This is a genomic window from Aeromonas sp. A600620, from assembly GCF_029479985.1.
Lineage (GTDB): Bacteria > Pseudomonadota > Gammaproteobacteria > Enterobacterales > Aeromonadaceae > Aeromonas > Aeromonas veronii_A.
Genome location: NZ_JAAKXB010000002.1, coordinates 425,253 through 444,197 on the forward strand (window position 1 = coordinate 425,253; position 18,945 = coordinate 444,197).

At 56.5% G+C, this 18,945-nt stretch carries 24 protein-coding genes and 1 pseudogene; 9 read left to right on the plus strand and 16 right to left on the minus strand.

Features of this window, described 5'->3' with window-relative positions:
* Positions 1–14 precede the first annotated feature (14 nt).
* Genes gpM through G5533_RS04655 form a run of 3 tightly spaced genes read right to left on the minus strand, consistent with a single transcriptional unit; the run spans position 15 to position 2,660 of the window.
* A complete protein-coding gene (gene gpM, locus G5533_RS04645) occupies positions 15–776 on the minus strand; it encodes a phage terminase small subunit (RefSeq protein ID WP_429069638.1) in 762 nt (253 codons plus the stop codon).
* 9 nt (positions 777–785) lie between these two features.
* On the minus strand, positions 786–1,844 hold the full coding sequence (locus G5533_RS04650) for a phage major capsid protein, P2 family (protein ID WP_013723868.1): 1,059 nt from the start codon (positions 1,842–1,844) through the stop codon (positions 786–788).
* A gap of 12 nt (positions 1,845–1,856) precedes the next feature.
* Positions 1,857–2,660, minus strand: coding sequence for a GPO family capsid scaffolding protein (locus tag G5533_RS04655; RefSeq protein ID WP_441254559.1), 804 nt, complete (start codon positions 2,658–2,660; stop codon positions 1,857–1,859).
* A gap of 149 nt (positions 2,661–2,809) precedes the next feature.
* On the opposite strand from G5533_RS04655, the gene G5533_RS04660 reads away from it, so the two are divergent.
* The 6 genes and pseudogenes from G5533_RS04660 to G5533_RS04685 form a co-directional block, all read left to right on the plus strand.
* The gene (locus G5533_RS04660) at positions 2,810–4,576 is read left to right on the plus strand and encodes a terminase ATPase subunit family protein (RefSeq protein WP_058056121.1); all 1,767 of its coding nucleotides are present in this window, start codon (positions 2,810–2,812) and stop codon (positions 4,574–4,576) included.
* Positions 4,576–5,580: a phage portal protein gene (locus G5533_RS04665; RefSeq protein ID WP_013723865.1), complete on the plus strand. Its 1,005-nt coding sequence runs from the start codon at positions 4,576–4,578 to the stop codon at positions 5,578–5,580. The genes G5533_RS04660 and G5533_RS04665 overlap by 1 nt, the downstream gene beginning before the upstream one ends.
* A gap of 1,065 nt (positions 5,581–6,645) precedes the next feature.
* Complete coding sequence (locus tag G5533_RS04670; RefSeq protein WP_421313014.1) at positions 6,646–7,197, plus strand: hypothetical protein; 552 nt, start codon at positions 6,646–6,648, stop codon at positions 7,195–7,197.
* A 325-nt stretch (positions 7,198–7,522) separates the two neighbouring features.
* A complete protein-coding gene (gene umuD / locus G5533_RS04675; RefSeq protein ID WP_441254560.1) occupies positions 7,523–7,945 on the plus strand; it encodes a translesion error-prone DNA polymerase V autoproteolytic subunit in 423 nt (140 codons plus the stop codon).
* Positions 7,942–9,219, plus strand: coding sequence for a translesion error-prone DNA polymerase V subunit UmuC (umuC, locus tag G5533_RS04680; protein ID WP_421313012.1), 1,278 nt, complete (start codon positions 7,942–7,944; stop codon positions 9,217–9,219). The genes umuD and umuC overlap by 4 nt, the downstream gene beginning before the upstream one ends.
* An 18-nt stretch (positions 9,220–9,237) precedes the next feature.
* A pseudogene (locus tag G5533_RS04685) lies at positions 9,238–9,391 on the plus strand (transcriptional regulator); the annotation flags it as partial.
* Between the two features lie 127 nt (positions 9,392–9,518).
* Here G5533_RS04685 and G5533_RS04690 read toward each other — a convergent pair.
* The 13 genes from G5533_RS04690 to G5533_RS04750 form a co-directional block, all read right to left on the minus strand.
* On the minus strand, positions 9,519–10,190 hold the full coding sequence (locus G5533_RS04690; RefSeq protein ID WP_421313011.1) for a hypothetical protein: 672 nt from the start codon (positions 10,188–10,190) through the stop codon (positions 9,519–9,521).
* A gap of 792 nt (positions 10,191–10,982) precedes the next feature.
* The gene (locus tag G5533_RS04695; RefSeq protein WP_441254562.1) at positions 10,983–13,286 is read right to left on the minus strand and encodes a replication endonuclease; all 2,304 of its coding nucleotides are present in this window, start codon (positions 13,284–13,286) and stop codon (positions 10,983–10,985) included.
* Positions 13,283–13,540 (minus strand): hypothetical protein, encoded by a 258-nt coding sequence (locus tag G5533_RS04700; RefSeq protein ID WP_216988483.1) that lies wholly within the window; start codon positions 13,538–13,540, stop codon positions 13,283–13,285. The genes G5533_RS04695 and G5533_RS04700 overlap by 4 nt, the downstream gene beginning before the upstream one ends.
* Positions 13,537–13,848, minus strand: a complete 312-nt coding sequence (locus G5533_RS04705) for a hypothetical protein (protein WP_206901623.1) — start codon at positions 13,846–13,848, stop codon at positions 13,537–13,539. The genes G5533_RS04700 and G5533_RS04705 overlap by 4 nt, the downstream gene beginning before the upstream one ends.
* Positions 13,826–14,026: a hypothetical protein gene (locus G5533_RS04710; protein WP_216988481.1), complete on the minus strand. Its 201-nt coding sequence runs from the start codon at positions 14,024–14,026 to the stop codon at positions 13,826–13,828. The genes G5533_RS04705 and G5533_RS04710 overlap by 23 nt, the downstream gene beginning before the upstream one ends.
* The gene (locus tag G5533_RS04715) at positions 14,023–14,229 is read right to left on the minus strand and encodes a hypothetical protein (RefSeq protein WP_216988480.1); all 207 of its coding nucleotides are present in this window, start codon (positions 14,227–14,229) and stop codon (positions 14,023–14,025) included. The genes G5533_RS04710 and G5533_RS04715 overlap by 4 nt, the downstream gene beginning before the upstream one ends.
* 193 nt (positions 14,230–14,422) lie before the next feature.
* A complete protein-coding gene (locus G5533_RS04720) occupies positions 14,423–14,683 on the minus strand; it encodes a helix-turn-helix domain-containing protein (RefSeq protein WP_071911267.1) in 261 nt (86 codons plus the stop codon).
* A gap of 2 nt (positions 14,684–14,685) precedes the next feature.
* Positions 14,686–14,874, minus strand: coding sequence for a hypothetical protein (locus tag G5533_RS04725; protein ID WP_058056131.1), 189 nt, complete (start codon positions 14,872–14,874; stop codon positions 14,686–14,688).
* A 65-nt stretch (positions 14,875–14,939) separates the two neighbouring features.
* Positions 14,940–15,392, minus strand: coding sequence for a hypothetical protein (locus G5533_RS04730; protein ID WP_216988479.1), 453 nt, complete (start codon positions 15,390–15,392; stop codon positions 14,940–14,942).
* A gap of 49 nt (positions 15,393–15,441) precedes the next feature.
* On the minus strand, positions 15,442–15,666 hold the full coding sequence (locus tag G5533_RS04735; protein WP_005351998.1) for an ogr/Delta-like zinc finger family protein: 225 nt from the start codon (positions 15,664–15,666) through the stop codon (positions 15,442–15,444).
* Positions 15,667–15,674: 8 nt separating this feature from the next.
* Positions 15,675–16,190 carry a phage regulatory CII family protein gene (locus tag G5533_RS04740; protein WP_216988478.1) on the minus strand — a complete coding sequence of 172 codons (516 nt, stop codon included), beginning with the start codon at positions 16,188–16,190 and terminating at the stop codon, positions 15,675–15,677.
* 33 nt (positions 16,191–16,223) lie between these two features.
* Entirely contained in the window at positions 16,224–16,586 is a 363-nt protein-coding gene (locus tag G5533_RS04745) for a hypothetical protein (protein WP_216988477.1), read from the minus strand.
* Positions 16,587–16,596: 10 nt separating this feature from the next.
* A complete protein-coding gene (locus G5533_RS04750; RefSeq protein WP_254204159.1) occupies positions 16,597–16,788 on the minus strand; it encodes a Cro/CI family transcriptional regulator in 192 nt (63 codons plus the stop codon).
* A gap of 118 nt (positions 16,789–16,906) precedes the next feature.
* Between G5533_RS04750 and G5533_RS04755 the strand changes: the two genes are divergently transcribed.
* The 3 genes from G5533_RS04755 (at position 16,907) to G5533_RS04765 (ending at position 18,938) form a co-directional block, all read left to right on the plus strand.
* Entirely contained in the window at positions 16,907–17,749 is an 843-nt protein-coding gene (locus tag G5533_RS04755) for a helix-turn-helix domain-containing protein (protein WP_441254563.1), read from the plus strand.
* 329 nt (positions 17,750–18,078) lie between these two features.
* Complete coding sequence (locus G5533_RS04760; protein WP_216989559.1) at positions 18,079–18,543, plus strand: hypothetical protein; 465 nt, start codon at positions 18,079–18,081, stop codon at positions 18,541–18,543.
* Positions 18,540–18,938 carry a hypothetical protein gene (locus tag G5533_RS04765; RefSeq protein WP_216989558.1) on the plus strand — a complete coding sequence of 133 codons (399 nt, stop codon included), beginning with the start codon at positions 18,540–18,542 and terminating at the stop codon, positions 18,936–18,938. Before G5533_RS04760 ends, G5533_RS04765 begins: the two co-directional genes overlap by 4 nt.
* Positions 18,939–18,945: the final 7 nt, after the last annotated feature.

Sequence of the window (18,945 nt, forward strand, 5' to 3'; positions counted from 1 at the left end):
CGGGGTTCGCTCGGTTAGCTGGTCTCGCCGGGGGCGGGGTCAGGCTGTTCGGGTGGCTGTGATTCGGATTGGGGCTCAGCGTCTGGCTGCGGTGCCGGTTCGTTGGCCGGCTGGCCGGAGGCGGCTTTCTCTTTTTTGATCTCGCGCAGCAGATCTTCCAGCTCTCGCTTGATGCCCACCTTGTCGTGCAGTTCGATGGCGCGGCGGTAGTGGTCGGCCGCTTGCTCCTTGAGCCCTTCGGCATAACAGGAGCGGCCCACCGCCTTGTGCAACTTGGCGCGCACCTGGTCGAAGATGTCGCAGTCAGCCAGCATGTTCATGTAGCTGCTGAGCAATGGCAGGGACGGACCATTGCCCGCCTCTTGCAGCTTGATGGCGGTGTCGGCCACCTCTTCGGCGATAAGGGTGGGGGCGGTGCGTTCGTACTGGTCCGGGGTATTGAGGCCGTGGCGGATCACGTAATCAGCCATCGGCAGGGCACCTGCCAGATCGCCGGTGTCGAGGTGCCAAAGCATCACTGTCACCATGACGTCATCCTGACCACCGCGATCGGCGGCCAGCAGGCCATCAATCCACGGTGTGTAGGTGGCCAGCATGGTGCGTTTGGCGTCAATCTTGCGCTCGAGGCTCTGAATGCCCTTGAGGGTGCGGCGGTGCTCGGCCAGCTGCATCAGCTGGAGTTCGTACTGGTTGGCGGCGGCGCGATCCTGCTCGGGATTGGCCGCCCCTTGCAGGGCGGCCATGATGCGGGCGGTGTGTCGTTGTGCAGGTGTCATCGTGGCTCCTTAACCGCCTGCAGGCGCAGGTTTGGCGCCCAGCGTGATGTTTTCTGCGACGGCGATGCAGTCGTAATCCTCGACCACGTAGGCATCGTTGGAGGATTCCCAGTTGACGATGCGGTCGAGGCTCGGCTGCTCTTCTAGGTGGCGACGGCGGCCGCCGATCTGCCAGTAGATGGAGAGGTTGTCGAGGCGGGTGACGATCAGGGTGTCTTCCGGGACGAAGGGGACGCGGATCGCCAGCAGGCCGCCGATCTGCTTCTGGCTCACCAGCACCTGACCGGCCAGCTTGTTCTGGTTGTCCCGGGTCTCGTTGAGGATGGGGAAGTATTTGTCGGCCAGCAGCTTGCGACCGCAGATCACCACCAGATCGGTGTCGTCCTGGTACCAGGGTTTGATCTTGCTGTTGACCAGATCGAACACCAGGGCGTCGAGGTTGCCGTAATCACCCTCTTTGGTGTCGGCTTCACTCTTGGGCTGGTAGATGTAGATATGGCCGGTGCCCGCATCCCCTTCGCTCATCACCTGGGCGGGAGCATCATTGCGGGTGTGCTCAATCCAGCCGATGTTGACATCCTGCAGCATGGGGAACTGGACGCGATCGGTGTCTTTCGCGGCAAGTTTGCCGTTCCAGCCGATCATGATGCGGTCCAGGCCCTGGCGCTTGACGATGGCATCGCGAATGCGGATCTGGAAGTCTTTGAACTTGGCCCAGGCATCAAGCTTGGCGTAACCGATGCTGGTGTCGTAGTTGGTCTTTTCGCATTCGTATTTGGTGTTTTGCAGTCCGGTCGGGTCGAACGGGACGCGGGCCTTGCCGCCACTGGTATCGGTGCGAGAGGCGATGGTGCCATTGATGCCGATGCCGACCTTTTCCCCTTTGAGTTCATCCACCGGCACGATGTTGATCATGCCGAGGAAGTCGACGGACTCCTGCATTTTGGTTTCCAGCTTTTGCTGGATGCTGGGCTCGACACTGAATTGCACCATGGCCGAGCTGACGGCATTCAGGCTCGCCAGTTGGCTGGTGTACTGCTCGAATTGCTGACGGGTATCGTTGCGCATTATCGGGGTCCCTTAAAAATCGGTTTTGGTTGGCGTGGTGCCATCGTCACCGGTGGCAGGCTGGCGCTTGTGGCTGAAATCCTCCTGGCGCTCGAGCTGGGTGGTCAGGTCGGCCAGGGCGTTGGCAGTCGCCGTTTGCCGGGCTGTCAGTTCGTTGAACTTGGTTTGCAGGTCGGTATCGAGGCTGGTCACCTCTTTGGCGACGGCTTCGACGGCCTGATGCACCTCGCTGAAATCGGCGGTCGATTGCTGCTTGTGACTGGTGAAAATGGCGCTGATCCGTTCCAGCAGGCCCGGGCCTTTCTCTTGCTCATCTTCAAACTCGATGACGGTTTCGAGGGCTTCGGTAAACAGGCATTCCGGATGGTATTTGCGGTCGGCCAGCGGGTTGACTGCGGCCTTGCTGCAGAACTGCAGCATTTCAGTGCCAAGGCTTGCCGGGCTGTCGGTCACGGCCAGCCCCATCATGTACGCCCCTTTGTCGTTCAGGTTGGGGTGGATCTCGATGGAGGTGTAGACCTTCTGGCGCTTCTTGTTCAGCGCGATCAGCTCAGGGGTCGGGTCAATCTGGACGAACAGGGCCAACCGCTGTTCCCCTTCGATGGTGACCTCTTCGGTCTTGGCGGCGGTGATGTCGCCGTACATCTTGAACAAGCCGTTGGGGTCGAGGCCCCGGATATGCTCCATATTGACCCGTGCGCCATAGGTGGCCTGGTTGTAGCGCTGGGCCATCTGCTCAATCCATTCGCGGGTGATGGCGCGACCGTCGGTGGTGCCCCCCTCAACCGCAACACGGAAGAATTTGGACTTAGGCATGTGCTGGGATCCCTTTGGTTATTGGGTAGTGATGTCGCGGTTATGGTCTGGGTGAGCGGCGGGATCGTGCAATCCGGGGCCAGTGTGTGGTGGCGCTACACACTGGCAGTGGGGCGTTTGGGGTAGTAGCGGCTGGGTAGACTGGCGCCATGACAACAGCACCCATCATCTTTCCCCATCTCGACCCCAGACGGCAGGCCATGTACCTGTTCTTTCAGGGGTACCCGCTGCGCGCCATTGCTGAGTTGTTGCAGACGCCGGAGGGTACCGTCTCGACCTGGAAGAAACGTGACGGCTGGGAGGACATCAAACCGATAGACCGGGTGGATAGCGCCATCGAGGCGCGCATGATCCAGCTGGTGATGAAGGAGACCAAGAGCGGCGGTGACTTCAAGGAGATTGACCTGCTGGGCCGCCAGCTCGAGCGTATCGCCCGGGTCAACAAGTACAGCAACGGCGGTAACGAGGCCGACCTCAACCCCAAGGTGGCCAACCGCAACAAGGGGCCGAAGAAGGCGCCCGAGCGCAACGTGGTGGAGCCCGAGCAGCAAGAGCGGCTCATCGAGCGGTTTGAGTCGACCATGTTCGATTACCAGCGGGTCTGGTATCAGGCCGGACAGGAGTACCGGATCCGCGACCTGCTCAAGTCGCGCCAGATCGGGGCGACTTACTTCTTTGCCTTCGAGGCGTTCATTGATGCCCTGGTGACCGGGCGCAACCAGATTTTCCTGTCAGCCAGCAAGGCGCAGGCCCACATGTTCAAGCAGTACATCATCCAGTTCGCCAAGGAGGAGGGGGTTGAGCTCAAAGGTGACCCCATGGTGCTGCCGAACGGGGCGCACCTTTACTTCCTTGGTACCAATGCCCGCACCGCCCAGAGCTACCACGGCAACATCTACATGGATGAGTATTTCTGGATCCACGGCTTTCTGGAGTTTCGCAAGGTGGCGTCCGGCATGGCAATGCACAAGAAGTGGCGCCAGACCTACATCTCCACCCCTTCCAGCCTTTCCCATCCCGCTTATGGGTTCTGGTCTGGCGCCAACTTTAACCGCGGCAAGGCCAAGGCAGACCGGGTCGAGATTGACCTGAGCCACGCCAATCTGTCTGCCGGCAAGCTGTGCGCCGATGGCCAGTGGCGGCAGATTGTCACTGTGGAAGATGCGGTGCGCGGCGGTTGCAACCTGTTCGACCTGGATCAGCTGCGCAGTGAGTATTCCGAGGATGAGTACCGCAACCTGCTGATGTGCGAATTCATGGATGACACCGAGAGTCTGTTTCCGCTGGCGACGCTGCAGCGCTGCATGGTCGACAGCTGGCTGGTGTGGGAGGACTACAAGCCCCACACCTTACGGCCGCTGGCCAACCGGGCTGTGTGGATCGGCTATGACCCGGCCAAGGGGGGCAAAGGTGACAGTGCCGGCTGCGCGGTGTTGGCCCCGCCACTGGTGCCCGGCGGCAAGTTTCGGGTGTTGGAGCGCCACCGCTGGCAGGGGATGGACTTTGACGCCCAGGCCAAATCCATTCGCGCCATCTGCGATCGCTACAACGTCGCCTATATCGGCATCGATACCACCGGGATCGGGGAGGGGGTCTATCAGCTGGTGAAGCAGTTTTACCCGGCAGTGACCGCCATCCAGTACAACCCCAACGTGAAGATGCGGATGGTGATGAAGGCACAGGATGTGATGAACAAGGGGCGGCTGGAGTTCGACAGCGGCTGGACCGACTTGGCCCAGGCGTTCATGAGCATCCGCCGCGCCGTGACCCAAAGTGGCAAGCTGCCCACCTTCGAGGCCAGCCGCTCCGATGAGACCAGCCACGCCGATATTGCCTGGGCAACCATGCAAGCCCTGTTACACGAGCCCCTTGAGGGGCAGACCGGCACCAATTCCGGCTTTATGGAGATTTACTGATGAGTGAGCAGATCAACTCGCCTGCCGGTGTGCAGGCGTTTACGTTTGGGGAGGCTATCCCGGTGTTGTCCCAGCGGGAGGTGTTCGATTACCTGGAGTCGATGCACAACGGCCGCTGGTATGAGCATCCCCTGAGCCTGCACGGGCTGGCGCGGGTCTATCGGGCAGCGGTGCATCACGCCTCGGCCATCCAGGTGAAGCGCAATATCTTGCGCGGCTGTTTCATCCCTCATCCCAAACTGAGCCTGGCCGCCTTCACCGGGCTGGTGATGGACTACGAAATCTTCGGAAACGCTCACCTGCAGCGGGTGCGCAACCGGCTGGGTGGCACGTTGCGCTATGACCAGATGCCGGCCAAGTACACTCGTCGCTCCCTCGACCTTGACCGCTATTGGTGGGTGCCAAGGCCTGGGGATGAGGTGGAGTTGCCCGCCGGTGATGTGGGGCATGTGATGGAGGCGGACGTTAATCAGGAGATTTATGGCATCCCTGACTACGTGGCCAGCCTGAACTCGGCACTGCTCAACGAGTCGGCCACCCTGTTTCGCCGTCGTTACTACGAGAACGGCAGCCATGCGGGGTTCATCCTGCACATCAGCGATGCCCTGCAGAACGAGGGCGACATCACCGCGCTCAAGACGGCGCTGCAAAACAGCAAGGGGCCGGGTAACTTCCGCAACCTGCTGCTCTACACCCCGGGTGGCAAGGCGGATTCGGTGAAGCTGATCCCGGTGGCCGAGATTGCGGCCAAGGATGATTTCCTTTCCATCAAAGGGGTTAGCCGGGATGACCAGCTGGCGGCCCATCGGGTACCGCCGCAACTGATGGGGGTGGTACCGAACAACACGGGCGGGTTTGGGGATGTGACCAAGGCGGCCCAGGTGTTTGACGTCAACGAGATCGACAGCATGAAGGCGAACTTTGCGCAGTTCAACGAGTGGGCAGGGGAGGAGATAATCCGATTCACTTCTTATCGACTGTCAGATCTGACAGTGCAAAGCTGAAAACCTTGGCTATCTTCAAATTGGAATTCCTCCAAATTCCTCCATGATTTAATTCAAAGCCCCCTACCCAGGGGGTTTTGTTTTGGTTGGGATCCCATCCAGCCAGAGCCCACCAGTCGTGTTACAGGCCATCGTCGGCCAACCCTTCGCCCATCACACTCCCGAGATCCTTCACGCGCACCTGCGAGCATGAGCGGAGCCTCGAAAGGTCCCTCAACACCCAGCGCGCGCAATCGGGACCCCGCCTCGCCTGCGCGCTTTATGTGTTGAAAATCATGCAGGTGAACGACTGGCGGCGGCTATCTGCTCCCCGCGCCAGCACTGGCCGCGTGCGGCATTTTGGATCCTTTTTGCGATCCTTCACTTTCCATCAGATCCTTTCAGGTTCAATCAGCGTGTTAGTAGACATCCCAGACGAAAAAATGATGGCATTAAGTTGATTCAAGTTGGGTATATTGCTACCGAGGATTAGTTTGCGGCAATGTAGGAAAATAGCACTCTGTATGTGCAGACATCACATCGTTTTCCGGAGGTGTCGGTCTGTATAAATTCCCACTAATGGCGGGGCATGGCTTGGGGCTCGAGCAGTACTACGCCACTTATGAAGTACTGCATCTGTGCGAACTCATTCAGGATGCTATCAACAGCGCGATACTCTCAGTCGTCAGATTGGTGACAAGGGGGTCTCAAAGGATAGGATATATCAGCGTTCGATGGCCGAGACAGCGATGTATCGTTTCAAACAATTCCTCAGGCTCGATATCTAGCCTGAGGAATTACAATGCTCAGGTGTGTGAGGCATTGGAAGGGATTAATGCGATGGAGAGAATGACAACGCATGGCACGCTTGTGAGACTGCAGGTGAGCTGAGTTGAAGAAGCCGCTTGGGAAAACGGTTGCCCAGTTCGGATTTAGTCAACAACGCAGAACTGGGGTATCACCGTATAAATTTTTGTATAAAACTGAGATCTATGTAACTAATGCTCGTAACTGAAGTATGGCACACTATGCTAGTAGTACCTTGATGTGGTGTTAATTCTCGATGGTCAGCATAGGAAAGTAATTATGAAGGCAAAAATGTCATTAATAATGCTGCTGATAGTCACGGCTAATGCACAATCGCAAACACGTGAAGATAGCGATACCATATTGAAAACTATAGAGAAATCGTATTCCATTAGTTATCCTAATGGCAGTGCCGATAAGTTTGTATATGTATTTACAGCCCACATCAAAGCATTTATGGCGCAACATGGTAGTAGTTCAACTTTAACACATCCAGTAGATACTAGACGATGCAATTATAACGTTAGTTCGTACATTCAGCGTGAAGCGTTCTACGTCACAGGCTCAGGAAAACGTGTTCCTGAGGGAGCTCTGAAAAAAATCACTGGTCCCCAAGAATGGCGTAGACAGAGTGATTCTTTATTTGAACAGTCTATTGGTAGACATTCTCCCTGCAATGATTATGTTGGAGATTTTAATTTAATAAAAAGTCGCGTAAGTTCGTCAATACTGAACAGCTTCGATATGATTCTCATGCAAGACATCATTCCTCAGTCTGAAAACGATGCCAAGAGCGTTTTGAAAGCATCATCTTTCATCGTAGACGAATAGTAAAAAGCTGATACCTATAACTTACCTTGTAGTATGTTGTTGAGAATTCGGCATTATTTTAGGCCCTATCTGATCTGTTAATCGTGTTAGCAGGACTGGTTACATTACCGTCATGTTAATGAGTGTTAGCGTAATAGGCGAGTGAGCAGGAGCTGCCGGTCACTGTCGCGGTGGGTGGCGGTAGCTCATGCAGAGTTTCATTGACCAAGAACTTTCGTAGATATTGAGCCAAACGCCAAACGCCAAACGCCAAACGTCAAACGGTGATCCGCTTTTGGTGGCTTGCTATACTGTGCATTCATACAGTAATGCAGAGATTGCCAGCATGTTTGCTCAACCCGCTCCCGATGCTCCCTTGTTGGAGCTACCCCTGTTTCTCTCCCCGGTGGCCTGCGGTTTTCCGTCGCCGGCGCAGGACTACACCGAGCAGACCATCGACCTTAACCAGTTGTGCGTGGCCCATCCAGCGGCCACCTACTTCGTGCGGGCGGCCGGTGACAGCATGGTCGACCACGGGATCCGCGATGGTGACCTGCTGGTCGTCGACCGTAGCCGCAAGGCCAGGCACGGTAGCGTGGTGGTCGCCGCAGTTGATGGCGAGTTCACGGTGAAGGAGCTGCAGCTTGAGCCCATAGTCGCCTTGCTCCCTGGCAACCCGGCATATCGGCCTATCCATTTCAGTGAGGGGCAGGAGCTGGAAATCTTCGGGGTGGTGTCTTTTGTCGTGCATCAGGTGGATACCCCATGAACAAGCGCTGCGCCGTCGCTCTGGTCGATGTGAACAACTTCTACGCCAGTTGCGAACGGCTGTTTCGTCCTGATTTGAAGGGGCGGCCCATCGTGGTGCTCTCCAACAACGATGGCTGCGTGGTGGCCCGTTCGGCGGAGGCCAAGGCGCTCGGCATCAAGATGGGGGTGCCGTACTTCCAGATCCGCCAGTTCTTCGAGGCCATGGGCGGGGTCTGGTTCTCCAGCAACTACGCCCTCTATGGCGACATGTCGAACCGGGTGATGACCATTCTGGAGGGGATGGCCCCAGCGGTGGAGGTCTACAGCATCGACGAGGCCTTCATCGAACTGAGCGAGTCCTGGGCGGGCGACCTGATGGCCTATGGCCGCCAGATTCGCGAGCGGGTGCAGCAGTGGACGGGGCTGACCGTGGGGGTCGGCATCGGCCCCACCAAGACGCTCGCCAAGCTCGCCAACTACGCCGCCAAGAAGTGGCCCGCCACTGGCGGTGTGGTTGATCTGCGGGATGAAGTGCGGCGCGCCCGGCTGATGGCGATCACCCCGGTGGATGAGATATGGGGCATTGGCCGACGGCTCACCGCCAAGCTGGAGGCTCAGGGCATCAAGACTGTGGCCGAACTGGTTGCCGCAGACCCCAAGGCGCTGCGGCGCCGCTATGGCGTGGTGGTCGAGCGCACGGTTCAGGAGCTGCGTGGTATTCCCTGTGCCGAACTGGAGCAAGAGGTTCAGGCCAAGCAACAGATCATCTGCTCGCGTTCGTTTGGGGAGCGCATCACCCAGATAGGCCCCATGCACCAGGCACTGGCCGGCTACATGGAGCGGGCCGCCGAGAAGCTGCGGGGGGAGAGGGTGTGCTGCCGGCACGTGACCCTGTTCATTCGCACCAGCCCGTTCAGCGACCGGGAACCCTATTACGGCAACCAGGTAAGCACCAAGTTGGCGATGCCCACCCATGACACCCGGGCGCTGCTGGCCCTGATCCCCGAACTGCTCCCCCGCATCTGGCGCGACGAGCAGCGATACCAGAAAGGGGGCGTCATGCTGGCCGACTTCACCCCCGCCAGCATGCAGCAGGGCGACCTGTTCGTCGCACAGCAGCAATCCCAGCGCAGCGAGGCGCTGATGCAGGTCATCGACAAGATCAACCAGGGGCGACTGGGGAAAGTTTACTTCGCGGCCCGCGGACGGGGTACTCGAGAGTGGATGATGAAGCGGGAGCAGCTAAGCCCCCGCTATACCACCGCGCTCGGCGAGCTACCGGTGGTTAAGTGAGTTATTCGAATCTATCTTTGCCAAAGGACTGACGCTGAATGTGGCCACCTTGTCGCTCGCCCACATTTTAAGCCCTTCGGCCAAGACCACCAACCAGCTGGTGCTGAGCCTGATGAGCTCGCTGACGCCAGAGGGGCGGCAGTTGGTACTGAAAGGACTAGGGGCGCAATAGTGCCCCTAGTCTTATACCCAATGTAATCGACATCGTCATATATTCATTGTTAGTGTTATTTTCCTGCGACTAAACAATGACACTGTTTTTGTGTCTGCCGATAGGGACTATTTGTTTAGGTGGGTTGCTAACAACCAAACAAACAACGAATGATCCGACCAGGATCTTTGATAATTTTCCCTATGTCATTGTTCTCACCACCGATACCAAGCGCGTTTAAAACTGCCTGACGAGTTTCGTTAACGACTGACTGTGGACCGCCCAGCGGGTAACCGTTTAGAACTTGTCCCATATCTACATATAGAGCTTTGGGAGGTAGTGAAAGCGACGCGCCACCTGTTGATAGAATTGCTATAGCCTGGATTACGGTATTAACTAAAGTGTTAGCGGGTTTTACCACCTCAACGCATCCTCGTAACTGTCCAGCCAAGTTTGCAGGGATAGTATTTTTGAGGGAAAAGACTCGATCCTGAATTTGAAAGGATTCACTCTTTGCCTCTGTCTCGTTGCGATCAAGGACATCGTATTGCTCAGACAGATATTTCATTCTATCTCGGTTTGTGGGTATGCTTAACGATGGGTCACGATGTACAATATCTGCCATTTCTTTGCTCGTGATATCCTTGTCTTTTTGAACATTCACGAGAATGGTTTGTAGGGCATCCAGTCGAGTCAACTTATCTGAGAGTTCAACGTTCGCTTTTCGAATGTCCTCATTAAATCGCTCTAGGCAATATTCTGAGGCATGCGTGGAAATTCCACATAGGGTCAATAACACGGCCAGTAAAATGTTTTTCATCGCTCTACTCATCCAAACTTTGGCCAAAAGAAGAGGTGGCCAGTTCCTCTTGACGTTTAACAGTAATTAGATAGACCGGATTACTCACTTGATAATAGAACCTTCCGTATCACCCTGCCCCACATTCATAACTAACACTGAAAAATCATTTTCATAACATGATGTTATTATTCTGGTGGATGGATTGTCTTGGTCTCATCGTGAATCGCCCCGGGTCTTTTAGACACGTCTGTATGTTGACCTTAATCAAACACAACCTGATGAAGGGCTGGTTTGTAAGTAGAGTTGAGCCGTTCAGCCGCCCCCGGATTGGCGCGATCGGCCGTGTTACCCGGAGCTATCCAGAGGGTGCGGCCAGTCCTGACACAACGGATGGTGCCGCTCTGGTCGATGTTCAACGGCACCAGGCCATCCACAACGCGGCACTTGCACACGGGGTGGCTATCGGCGGAAAGCAGAGGGAGCATCGACTGGGATGGGGGCGTTTAGCCTTCTGCTTGGGGGCTTGCTGGCGGCCGGGAATTGCTTGGGGTAGGGGAGGGATTCCCACCTGTTCCAACTTGTATACCTGGTGCATCATGGCTATCTATGGCCACCCCTCTGATATGCGGCCGTAGTTGTTGTAGCTATTCAAGCATCTGCTCAGGCGACCATGCTGGGGTACCATCGATCTGGGGCCCCATCCGGTTTAACTGGCTCTCCAGTGTTTGGAACTGCAACACCGTCAATGGTATGTAGGTATGGGATGTGGTGAGCCGTTCGCCCTGCAGTGCTTCCTGCTTGGAAAATAGGTCAGTCAAACTCTACCTCGCTCATCAGTTCGTTAAACCACGGGTTTTCCACTTCGTGCCGCTCTGCCCAGTCTAATTTATCAAGCACTCTCCAGAGTTCGCATCGATATGGATTGGGCAGCGCGGAGATCCACTGATGGCATGCTGCAAATCCGCAAGTGTTGAACAGCTCGTAGCAATCCATCACCAGTGTCGGCCAATGCTCATCATCGGAGGTAATGGTGTCGGGCTGTTCGTCCGGCTCTGGTACACCAACCATGGCCCGTAGCCATTCTAACTCGATAAGTGGGTCGTCATTGCCCGATGGGGTCAAGCGACTCGACTGCACCTGGCCGTTCTCCAACCAGAGGGTGAAACCGTCCACCGTGACATTGGCACCAGCCCGTAATCGGTCAATGGAGAAGGGCGATAACCCCCATTGTTCCCTCATGATCTGGTCTGCGAAGGCATCAGGATCGGGCCGCGTACAGTTATTGTCAGAGCTCCAAGGTGCCGGGCTGTCGCCCGGCTTAACCCCAACCCCCCTCGCTGCAGCCTCGGCGGCTCTATTAGCAACATAGGTACCTGCAGGCACCACTTCCCACCCTTGCAGGCGGGTTTTGATGCCAAGGCGAGCGGAGGTGATGCCCATCAGTCGCTTGATGTCTTCGCCATAGCTGTTGGCCTGCTCCTCGATGAGGTGGGCCAGCTTGATGGGGTGTTCGGCACGGGTCGCCAGTGCGCCGCCCATGGCGTGCAGGTAGCAGCGGAAAATGCCGTTATCAGCGGCAAATCGGGCTGCCTCAAAGCGCGGGTCTTGCAGTACTGGCTTGGGTGGGCCCACCAGATCGGCATGCTTCTTGGCGTTGCTGATGCGGCGCAGCTCGCGCCATACCCCTACCGGGGCGCCGCCGATCTGCTGGAAGGTGCGAATACCCCACCAACTGGCCCAGGCCACGGCATGCAGGGCACCCTCATCGGCGGCGGTACCGGCCTCCTCGTCATCGTCCAGGTAGGCGCCGTCGATGTTCTTGGCAATGTATTTGGCGAGATAGCCGGCTGCATCCCCCTTGGCCGGGTCTATCTCTTTCCAGTCGAATCGGGGAGTAAAGTCGGTAAAGGGTGGGGCGCCCTTGATATCCCGTACCAGCTCGTCATGGTCATCGGTCAGGGCATAGCGTTGCAGGATACCGATCACCCGGTTGCGATCTTCCGGGCGCATAAATAGCAGCAGGTGCCAGTGCGGGGTGCCGTCATGGTGAGCCTCGCAAACACGAAATCCATAAACGGGGGCGTTCCACCGTTTGAGGGCTGCCCTGGCTCGGCTCCATAGTTTGGCTAGATAGGCGCAGGTCTCCCGCGGCGTGGCCCCTTGATATCGTTTGTTCTCTACCGCTTTGCCGTTGTGCTTTTGTGTCCAGGCATGAAAGCGGCTCGGGGCGGTCCAGGTGAAGAAGACCCCCACATGACCCTGCTCCTCGGCATAGTCATTGAACCCCCGCGCACGCACCATCATTTCGTTGCGGCGGTTCACCGGGTTGGCGTTGCTGGCCTCCCAGCAATCCTTCATCGACACGACCAGGTCATAACGCTCGTTCACCACTTCCGACTCGGCCAGCCAGCGCATCATGGCCCGCTTGCGTTCGCGCACCACCTTCATGGTGGCGTTCGATACATAAGCAGATACGCCCTTGCGCACTTTGCCGAGCAGGATATTGATGTGCTCTTGTAGCCTGTCCCAGCAGCGGTTGACGCGCTTCTCCCACCACTTGGCTGAGAGCAGGCGCACCAGCACGCTCAGGATCCAGTTATCCCGCATCTCGTCGGTTTTGAACTTCGGCAGATCGCCGATAAACCCCCACTGGTCGGCAGGCTGGCGCATCAGCTCCCAGGTCTGCAGCAGATCCGGCTTAGCGCCCTCTTTGATGCCCTGCTCGATGTTCTTGTAAATGGCCGCGGTCTGGTTGGCGAACTGGTGGGCCACTTTCTTGCGGCCGTCTTCATCGCGCATCTGTTTCGGGTCGACCGGGATGGTCTGGAGCTGCATCCGCACCCACTTGGTTCGCTCCCTCAACCAGATGTTGGCAGAGCGGCAATGGGTAAAGCTGCAATCCTTGCGGCGGCGGATGTACTGCTTCAACAGGTTCTTGGTCAACTCGGTGGAGAGCCCATCGAGCAGTTGCATGGCCCAGATCAGGTCGTACTGGCCGCGGTCACCAGCAAAAGCGGCGTCAAAGTTGACGCCGGGCAGAGAGTTGCAAAGGGTATCGATGCGCTGCCGCAGTGTTCTTTTCGACAGCGGCAGGCGTTTGGTCTTGCTGGTCATGCAGAGAGATAACCGGATAGCTGTTTGATGTGGGATTGGTAGCCGCGAACGCTCATGAGGGCTTGCTCTTTTAATCGGCGAGCGGCCGCACACTGGCGCAGCAACTGCTTGATGCTGGCGCGGGGGCGGGCAGGTAGCCGGCGCGCATGGGCCAGCTCTCGCTGATAAAGGCGCAGCCGTGCCGCGTCTTCCCGGTAGGTGGCTTGCCAGCGATCTTGCAGGAGCGTGAGCTCCCATTGCAGTCCATGGCTCATTTGATGATCTCCCCCTGTCCATGCAGTGGTGCGCACTCGGCCCACCACTCGGCAATTTCCCGGGCTAGTGCCAACTCCAGATTTGCAGCGGCCAACCAGTAGACGGTGCGCATTGCGCCCAGCGCCAGCAGCTCGGCTACCTGATCCCGGTTGCCTCTGGCATCGCTGCCCGCAGCGATAAACTCGGCGCGGGCGGCAAACCAGTGGGTGGTCAGCTGGCTGACCGGTGTGGTGGGTTGCATATGTGCAGGGCCGGCTTCGCTCTGCTCTTGTTGGGCGTCCAGCTCAAACAGATCGAAGTTGCTCATCGCATGCCTCATCTATTGCCTGAAAGTCCGGCGCATCGATGGCGATATGGCCCGCCTCGATGCGGATCGAGATACCGAGTTCACCACCACAGCAAAGCGGGGCTGTCGGCAGCAGTTTCGATTCGTTCTGGGCTAGCCACTCTTTCAGGCTGGCCAGGGTGAACAGCGTGGTACTCATGCCTCATCCCCCATCACCAAATCGTCATCGAGCAGATCCGCAGGCTTGCTGGTCACCACCAGTTGCACCTGGATGTATTCATTCCCCGAGTAGAGTGCGCCCAGGGCGATGCGGTTATCCTCGGCGCGTGCGGCAAACATCTCGGCCAGCAGACCCTCGATCACCTTGGGCGCCTGGCTGGCAATCTTGATGGCATCACTCATGGGCGGGCCCTCCGGTTGAGGTGGTGAAACAACTGATGCCAGCGCAATGACTGCTGCGCCTGGACTAACAGGGATTTGCCCTCTGACCCCCGATAGGTAAAAGAAGCAGGGCGAGCTTTGGCGGTCAGCCGTTGCTGAAGGCGCGGCAACTCTGCCAACGCCTCTTGTTCGGATATGGGGTGGAAGATTTTGCTCATGCCTGCACCTCCGGTGTGGCGATGCCAGTCAGCAGCCAGTCGATGTGCCGTTTCAGCTCCGGGTGGTTGGCAATCAGCAGGAACAAACCGCCGCCAATCTCGCGGTAACCCAGCTCGTAGTTCTTGAGCGTGGTGGGTGGAATACCCAGCAGGTCGGCAAACTTCGGGCGGCTCAGCTTCAACTGTTCCCGCAACTGGCGAAGTCGCTTGGCGGCATGGTGGTTGAGCAGATTGATTTGGGTCGGTTGTGCGGTCATGGTCAGGCTCCTTGTTGAGGTGTGCAGGGGTTGATGCGGCTGAACAGAGAAGCCCAAGCCAGTGCGGTGGAACGCTCGAGCAGCGCCACCCCGTCAGGGTGCTGGCTAAGACGGGCGCCATAGCGGCCCGTCAGCTTGCGTTGCTGGATGCGAAGGTTGCGCAGTGCGCAGGGGATCGCTAAAGTTGCCATGTCGACTTCCTCATACGTTGTTGATAAAGGCCCGCTTGGAGTTGCAGCTCCGTTAAGCGGGCTTTTTAGTGCCCGATAGGTCGCGGGCCTTCTTGGCCAATCTGGCCAGCGACATGCACCGCATGATCCAGTTGCTGGCGCTTGGCCTGTTCTCTCTTCTTCCGCTCGGCCAGTTCTGCTGGCATCACCTTCACCGACGGGTGCCACACCTTGGGGTCACACCCGCTGTGAAACAGCGGCTGATAATCCAGCGCAATCACCGCAAGGCGGATCGCCTCACGCTGCTGATAGGGCAGGGCAGAGAGGGTCGCCATCATCAGCGAATCCCACGGCTGGCGGGCGATGGTGCAAATGGCGACGCGCTTGGTCTTGGGCGCATTAAGCCAATCACCGTCGAGGTTTGAACCCGCTCGGTTGAGGTGCTCCCGCAACAGCGCAATGCCTGCGGTATTCATCAGCACCTGCTCCTCGGCGGTCAGACCGGCGATGTTGCGGGGCTCTAGTTGGGTGTGTTGCATGCTGGTTTCTCCTTCACCTGTGCGCAGAATTTGGCGGCCAGTGAGGGGGTCACTGGGCCACCTCTTTCACCCTGCGCGGGACGATGGGCAGCACAATGGCCGGATTGGGCATGGCACTGGGGCTGATGGTTGCGATGATTTCGAACCCCGCCTTGAAGGTGTGGCCGCAATCCACATTGCTGCATTGATAAGTGGCGATGCCGCAAAGCGGGCTCATCCGGATGGATGTGCGAGTGCTGGCGCGGGCACCACAGTGGGGGCAAATCAGTCTCATGGCTTCTCCTATGCGCCCAGTGCTGCACGCGCCATATCAGCGGCACACGCAAGACCAGGGACGGCGTGAAAGCGGTCTTCGACCTCGGTAGCCAGCAGCACAAGGTGCTCAATGCCAGCCCAGATGCCGGTGACGACGGTGTTTCGGTTGGATTTGGTGACGCGGTCACCGGCAAGCAGCGTGGTCGCCTGAGCGGTGACGCCCAGGATCTGGGCCCCCGCATTGAGTGCCTGCTGGGCACGTGCTTCTGGTGCAGCAGCCGCAGCCGCCGGCAAGCGCACGGCCGTCAATTGGCAATCAAACAGCAACCCGTCGAACAAGGTGTCGTCACCGGTGACGCGGTAAAGGTCGATAAGGTCAGTCGCAGTCAACTTGTGCCGCGCCTGAGCCGGGTTGAACTTGTTGCGCAGCACATCGGCACTCATGCCGATCTGCGCAGCCAGGTCGGCAAGGTTGTGCACCTGCTTGAAGCGGTCGCAGGCACTGGCGAAATGGCGGTGTATGTTTTGTTGACAGTTAGACACTTTCAGCTCCTGTTCGCAGTCGCTACTGTGTGATCAAGCCACAGAGCGGGACGTGGGCTTCTTGGTCAGCGCACGGCTTGCCAACCGCCGTCCGGAGTTCTCATTGACCAGCTTGAAATACTGCTCCGGCTCGCTGGCCATATCGCGCCAGCGCACCAGATTGACCCAGGGCTGATCGCCGGCGCGTAGCTTGGGAATGATGGGAATGCGGCCATCGGCAATCATGTCCTGGGCGGTGCGCTTGGGGAGCTTGAACTTGTAGACGTCGAGCAGCATGTCCAAAAAGGCATCGAGCGGAATGGCCGGCAGGGCTTGCAAGGCCAGCCCTTGCTTGATGGCTGCCAGTTCACGCAGTACCTCGGTGATGGGCTCGACAGGATGGTTTTCTATCGTCATAGCTATCTCCTTACTGCGCCGGATGTGATGATTGTGCTGATGGTTCGGCTTTCAGCTTGCCGCCGGTCAGCGACTCAATTTTGTAAGCGCTACTTTCCGGGATGATCTCGTCCCATTGGGACACTGCAGACCTGGTAATCCCAAGAGCGTTAGCTGCTTTGCTCACACCCCCGAAATACTCAAGGACATCATTCTTTTTCACAGAACCTCCCGCAGTCAGACTGCTTAACAATGTTAAAAGTGCTTGCCATTGATGATGGTAAGATCGCTTAACATTGCGCGCAAGCACTTTTAACTTCATTTTGTTTAGAGTGCTAAACATGAAAAGTGAACGCATCAAAGAACTCAGGAAAAAACATGGGCTTACCCAGCAAAAACTAGGTGAGCTGGTTGGCGCTAGTCGGGCGTCGGTCTCTCAATGGGAAAGTGGCGAGCATTCGCCGAGTGGTGATTATCTAATTGCCCTTGCGAAAGTGTTTGGTGTCTCTGCTCACTGGCTTTCGACAGGAAAGGGGTCCCCGAATCCTTCAGTTGTCTTGACGGATGAGGCTCACCAGGCTGCTAGAGTTGGCAATTCCCACGATGTTGCGGAACGCGATGTTTCGGAATATGTGAATAAGCTTTTTGACGAATGGGCAAAGAGCAAGAGCCTTATTGCCTTCTCAGGCGAGCCTTTGAGCAAGACGGCTTCTGGGGGGAATGAAGATGATGTGAGATTTAGCAATGTCGAACCGACGGAGATCCCAGTCGGACGGCGAGTGCCGATCCTGAGTTATGTACAGGCTGGCCACTGGCGCGAGATGTGCGAACAGGCCAGCGGGTTTGATGGCAATGTCGAGTATGTGTCTGCGAGTATCGATATTGGCCCTCGCGGGTTTGGTCTCTGGCTACGCGGCAATTCTATGACACCGCTCTTCAATGAAGGGGATTTGGTGATCGTTGACCCTGATGAGTCACCTCGCCCTGGCGATTATGTCGTTGCCAAGAACGGTAGTGAAGGTGCTACTTTCAAGAAGTTCCGACCCCGCGGAATCGATGAAAACGGGCAAGAGGTGTTTGAGCTTGTCCCACTAAATGACGATTACCCTTCCATGCACTCCGACCGGCAACACATCGAGATCATCGGCGTGATGGTAGAACACCGGATTTTTAGGAAACGATAGGAATTTGATGCACTATCTATCACATAATGATGTACATTTGGCGCCAGTGCGCTCTGTTTATGTACATAGCGAAAGACTGTTGGTGAGTGATGTACGGCTTGGCTTGGCTTGGCTGGGGTGATTGAGTCCAGAAAATGGACAGAGGTGCACAGCGAGTCCCATTGGCTCATCTAGATAGAGTTAAGTCGTACTTTGATACAATAGAAAAGGTTGTTACTGTATCAATCTACCAAGTCAAATGGTTTCGAGTGAGGCTGCGTTGTATCTAATGGAAAGCAATGCACCTTAACATTGGAGCTATCTTCTTTGTTTTTTAAAGGTAATGTTCAATGGCAACAACCAGTAGTTCTTCACCTCATATCTATGAGGGTCCTCTGGTAAAATCGAAGGATGTACGTCGATACTTCGGCGCAAAGAAAATCACGGTTAAATGCCCATTTTGTGGTAATGAAGGGCTCAGAATGCCTACCACACGCCTGACACCAACAGAAATCGATGATGAACAGGCTGAACTTCATGATGGTCCATTAGTAAAAGTTCCTGATCCTGCACCCCATGCCCTAGGGAATGAGGTTGGTACAGACAATCCTGTTAATTGGCAAACAGTCGAACCTAGCGAGCCTTACGTTCATATCATTGAGACAAGAACTGGGATGGGTTTTATGCTTTACACTATCCCCATGGTGTGTCCTAAGTGTTCAGGTGTACATCAGTTTATGGTTGATGAGATCATTGACTGGGTAACAAAGTCAGATATGGATGATTCCTCTTCTCCTGATGGAGGTGAGCTATGAGAACTAGTGCTCCCCCTCTCAAAAGGGTTTCCTTTGAGGATGCTAGTGAGACTCATTTCAAAAGTGGAGGGGGCGATAACGGAGGTGGTGGCATGGAGTCTCGTGTAGCGAAACTTGAGTCTGATGTTGAGTTTATCAAGCGTGATATTACTGAATTAAAAGGCTCTGTGAGATCTATCGAAACCACAGTTCAAGATATTCGAGTTCTGTTGGAAGGGATGAAAACCAACCAGCTAACAGCCTTGGAAAAGTTATCGAAGCTTGATGAGAAATTTGCGACCAAAGTCGACTTGGAAGCTCGATTTAACAAAATGTATCTTTGGCTATTTGGTGCCGTGTTTACCGGATGTGGCCTCTTGTTCACACTCTTACGGTTTTTCCCAGCAGGCAAGTAATCTAAAC

Bases quoted from the DNA above. Each gene is read 5' to 3' on its own strand.
- gpM (WP_429069638.1), bottom strand. From the start codon at position 776: ATGACACCTGCACAACGACACACCGCCCGCATCATGGCCGCCCTGCAA.
- G5533_RS04650 (WP_013723868.1), bottom strand. From the start codon at position 1,844: ATGCGCAACGATACCCGTCAGCAATTCGAGCAGTACACCAGCCAACTG.
- G5533_RS04655 (WP_441254559.1), bottom strand. From the start codon at position 2,660: ATGCCTAAGTCCAAATTCTTCCGTGTTGCGGTTGAGGGGGGCACCACC.
- G5533_RS04660 (WP_058056121.1), top strand. From the start codon at position 2,810: ATGACAACAGCACCCATCATCTTTCCCCATCTCGACCCCAGACGGCAG.
- G5533_RS04665 (WP_013723865.1), top strand. From the start codon at position 4,576: ATGAGTGAGCAGATCAACTCGCCTGCCGGTGTGCAGGCGTTTACGTTT.
- G5533_RS04670 (WP_421313014.1), top strand. From the start codon at position 6,646: ATGAAGGCAAAAATGTCATTAATAATGCTGCTGATAGTCACGGCTAAT.
- umuD (WP_441254560.1), top strand. From the start codon at position 7,523: ATGTTTGCTCAACCCGCTCCCGATGCTCCCTTGTTGGAGCTACCCCTG.
- umuC (WP_421313012.1), top strand. From the start codon at position 7,942: ATGAACAAGCGCTGCGCCGTCGCTCTGGTCGATGTGAACAACTTCTAC.
- G5533_RS04690 (WP_421313011.1), bottom strand. From the start codon at position 10,190: ATGAAAAACATTTTACTGGCCGTGTTATTGACCCTATGTGGAATTTCC.
- G5533_RS04695 (WP_441254562.1), bottom strand. From the start codon at position 13,286: ATGACCAGCAAGACCAAACGCCTGCCGCTGTCGAAAAGAACACTGCGG.
- G5533_RS04700 (WP_216988483.1), bottom strand. From the start codon at position 13,540: ATGAGCCATGGACTGCAATGGGAGCTCACGCTCCTGCAAGATCGCTGG.
- G5533_RS04705 (WP_206901623.1), bottom strand. From the start codon at position 13,848: ATGAGCAACTTCGATCTGTTTGAGCTGGACGCCCAACAAGAGCAGAGC.
- G5533_RS04710 (WP_216988481.1), bottom strand. From the start codon at position 14,026: ATGAGTACCACGCTGTTCACCCTGGCCAGCCTGAAAGAGTGGCTAGCC.
- G5533_RS04715 (WP_216988480.1), bottom strand. From the start codon at position 14,229: ATGAGTGATGCCATCAAGATTGCCAGCCAGGCGCCCAAGGTGATCGAG.
- G5533_RS04720 (WP_071911267.1), bottom strand. From the start codon at position 14,683: ATGACCGCACAACCGACCCAAATCAATCTGCTCAACCACCATGCCGCC.
- G5533_RS04725 (WP_058056131.1), bottom strand. From the start codon at position 14,874: ATGGCAACTTTAGCGATCCCCTGCGCACTGCGCAACCTTCGCATCCAG.
- G5533_RS04730 (WP_216988479.1), bottom strand. From the start codon at position 15,392: ATGCAACACACCCAACTAGAGCCCCGCAACATCGCCGGTCTGACCGCC.
- G5533_RS04735 (WP_005351998.1), bottom strand. From the start codon at position 15,666: ATGAGACTGATTTGCCCCCACTGTGGTGCCCGCGCCAGCACTCGCACA.
- G5533_RS04745 (WP_216988477.1), bottom strand. From the start codon at position 16,586: ATGACGATAGAAAACCATCCTGTCGAGCCCATCACCGAGGTACTGCGT.
- G5533_RS04755 (WP_441254563.1), top strand. From the start codon at position 16,907: ATGAAAAGTGAACGCATCAAAGAACTCAGGAAAAAACATGGGCTTACC.
- G5533_RS04760 (WP_216989559.1), top strand. From the start codon at position 18,079: ATGGCAACAACCAGTAGTTCTTCACCTCATATCTATGAGGGTCCTCTG.
- G5533_RS04765 (WP_216989558.1), top strand. From the start codon at position 18,540: ATGAGAACTAGTGCTCCCCCTCTCAAAAGGGTTTCCTTTGAGGATGCT.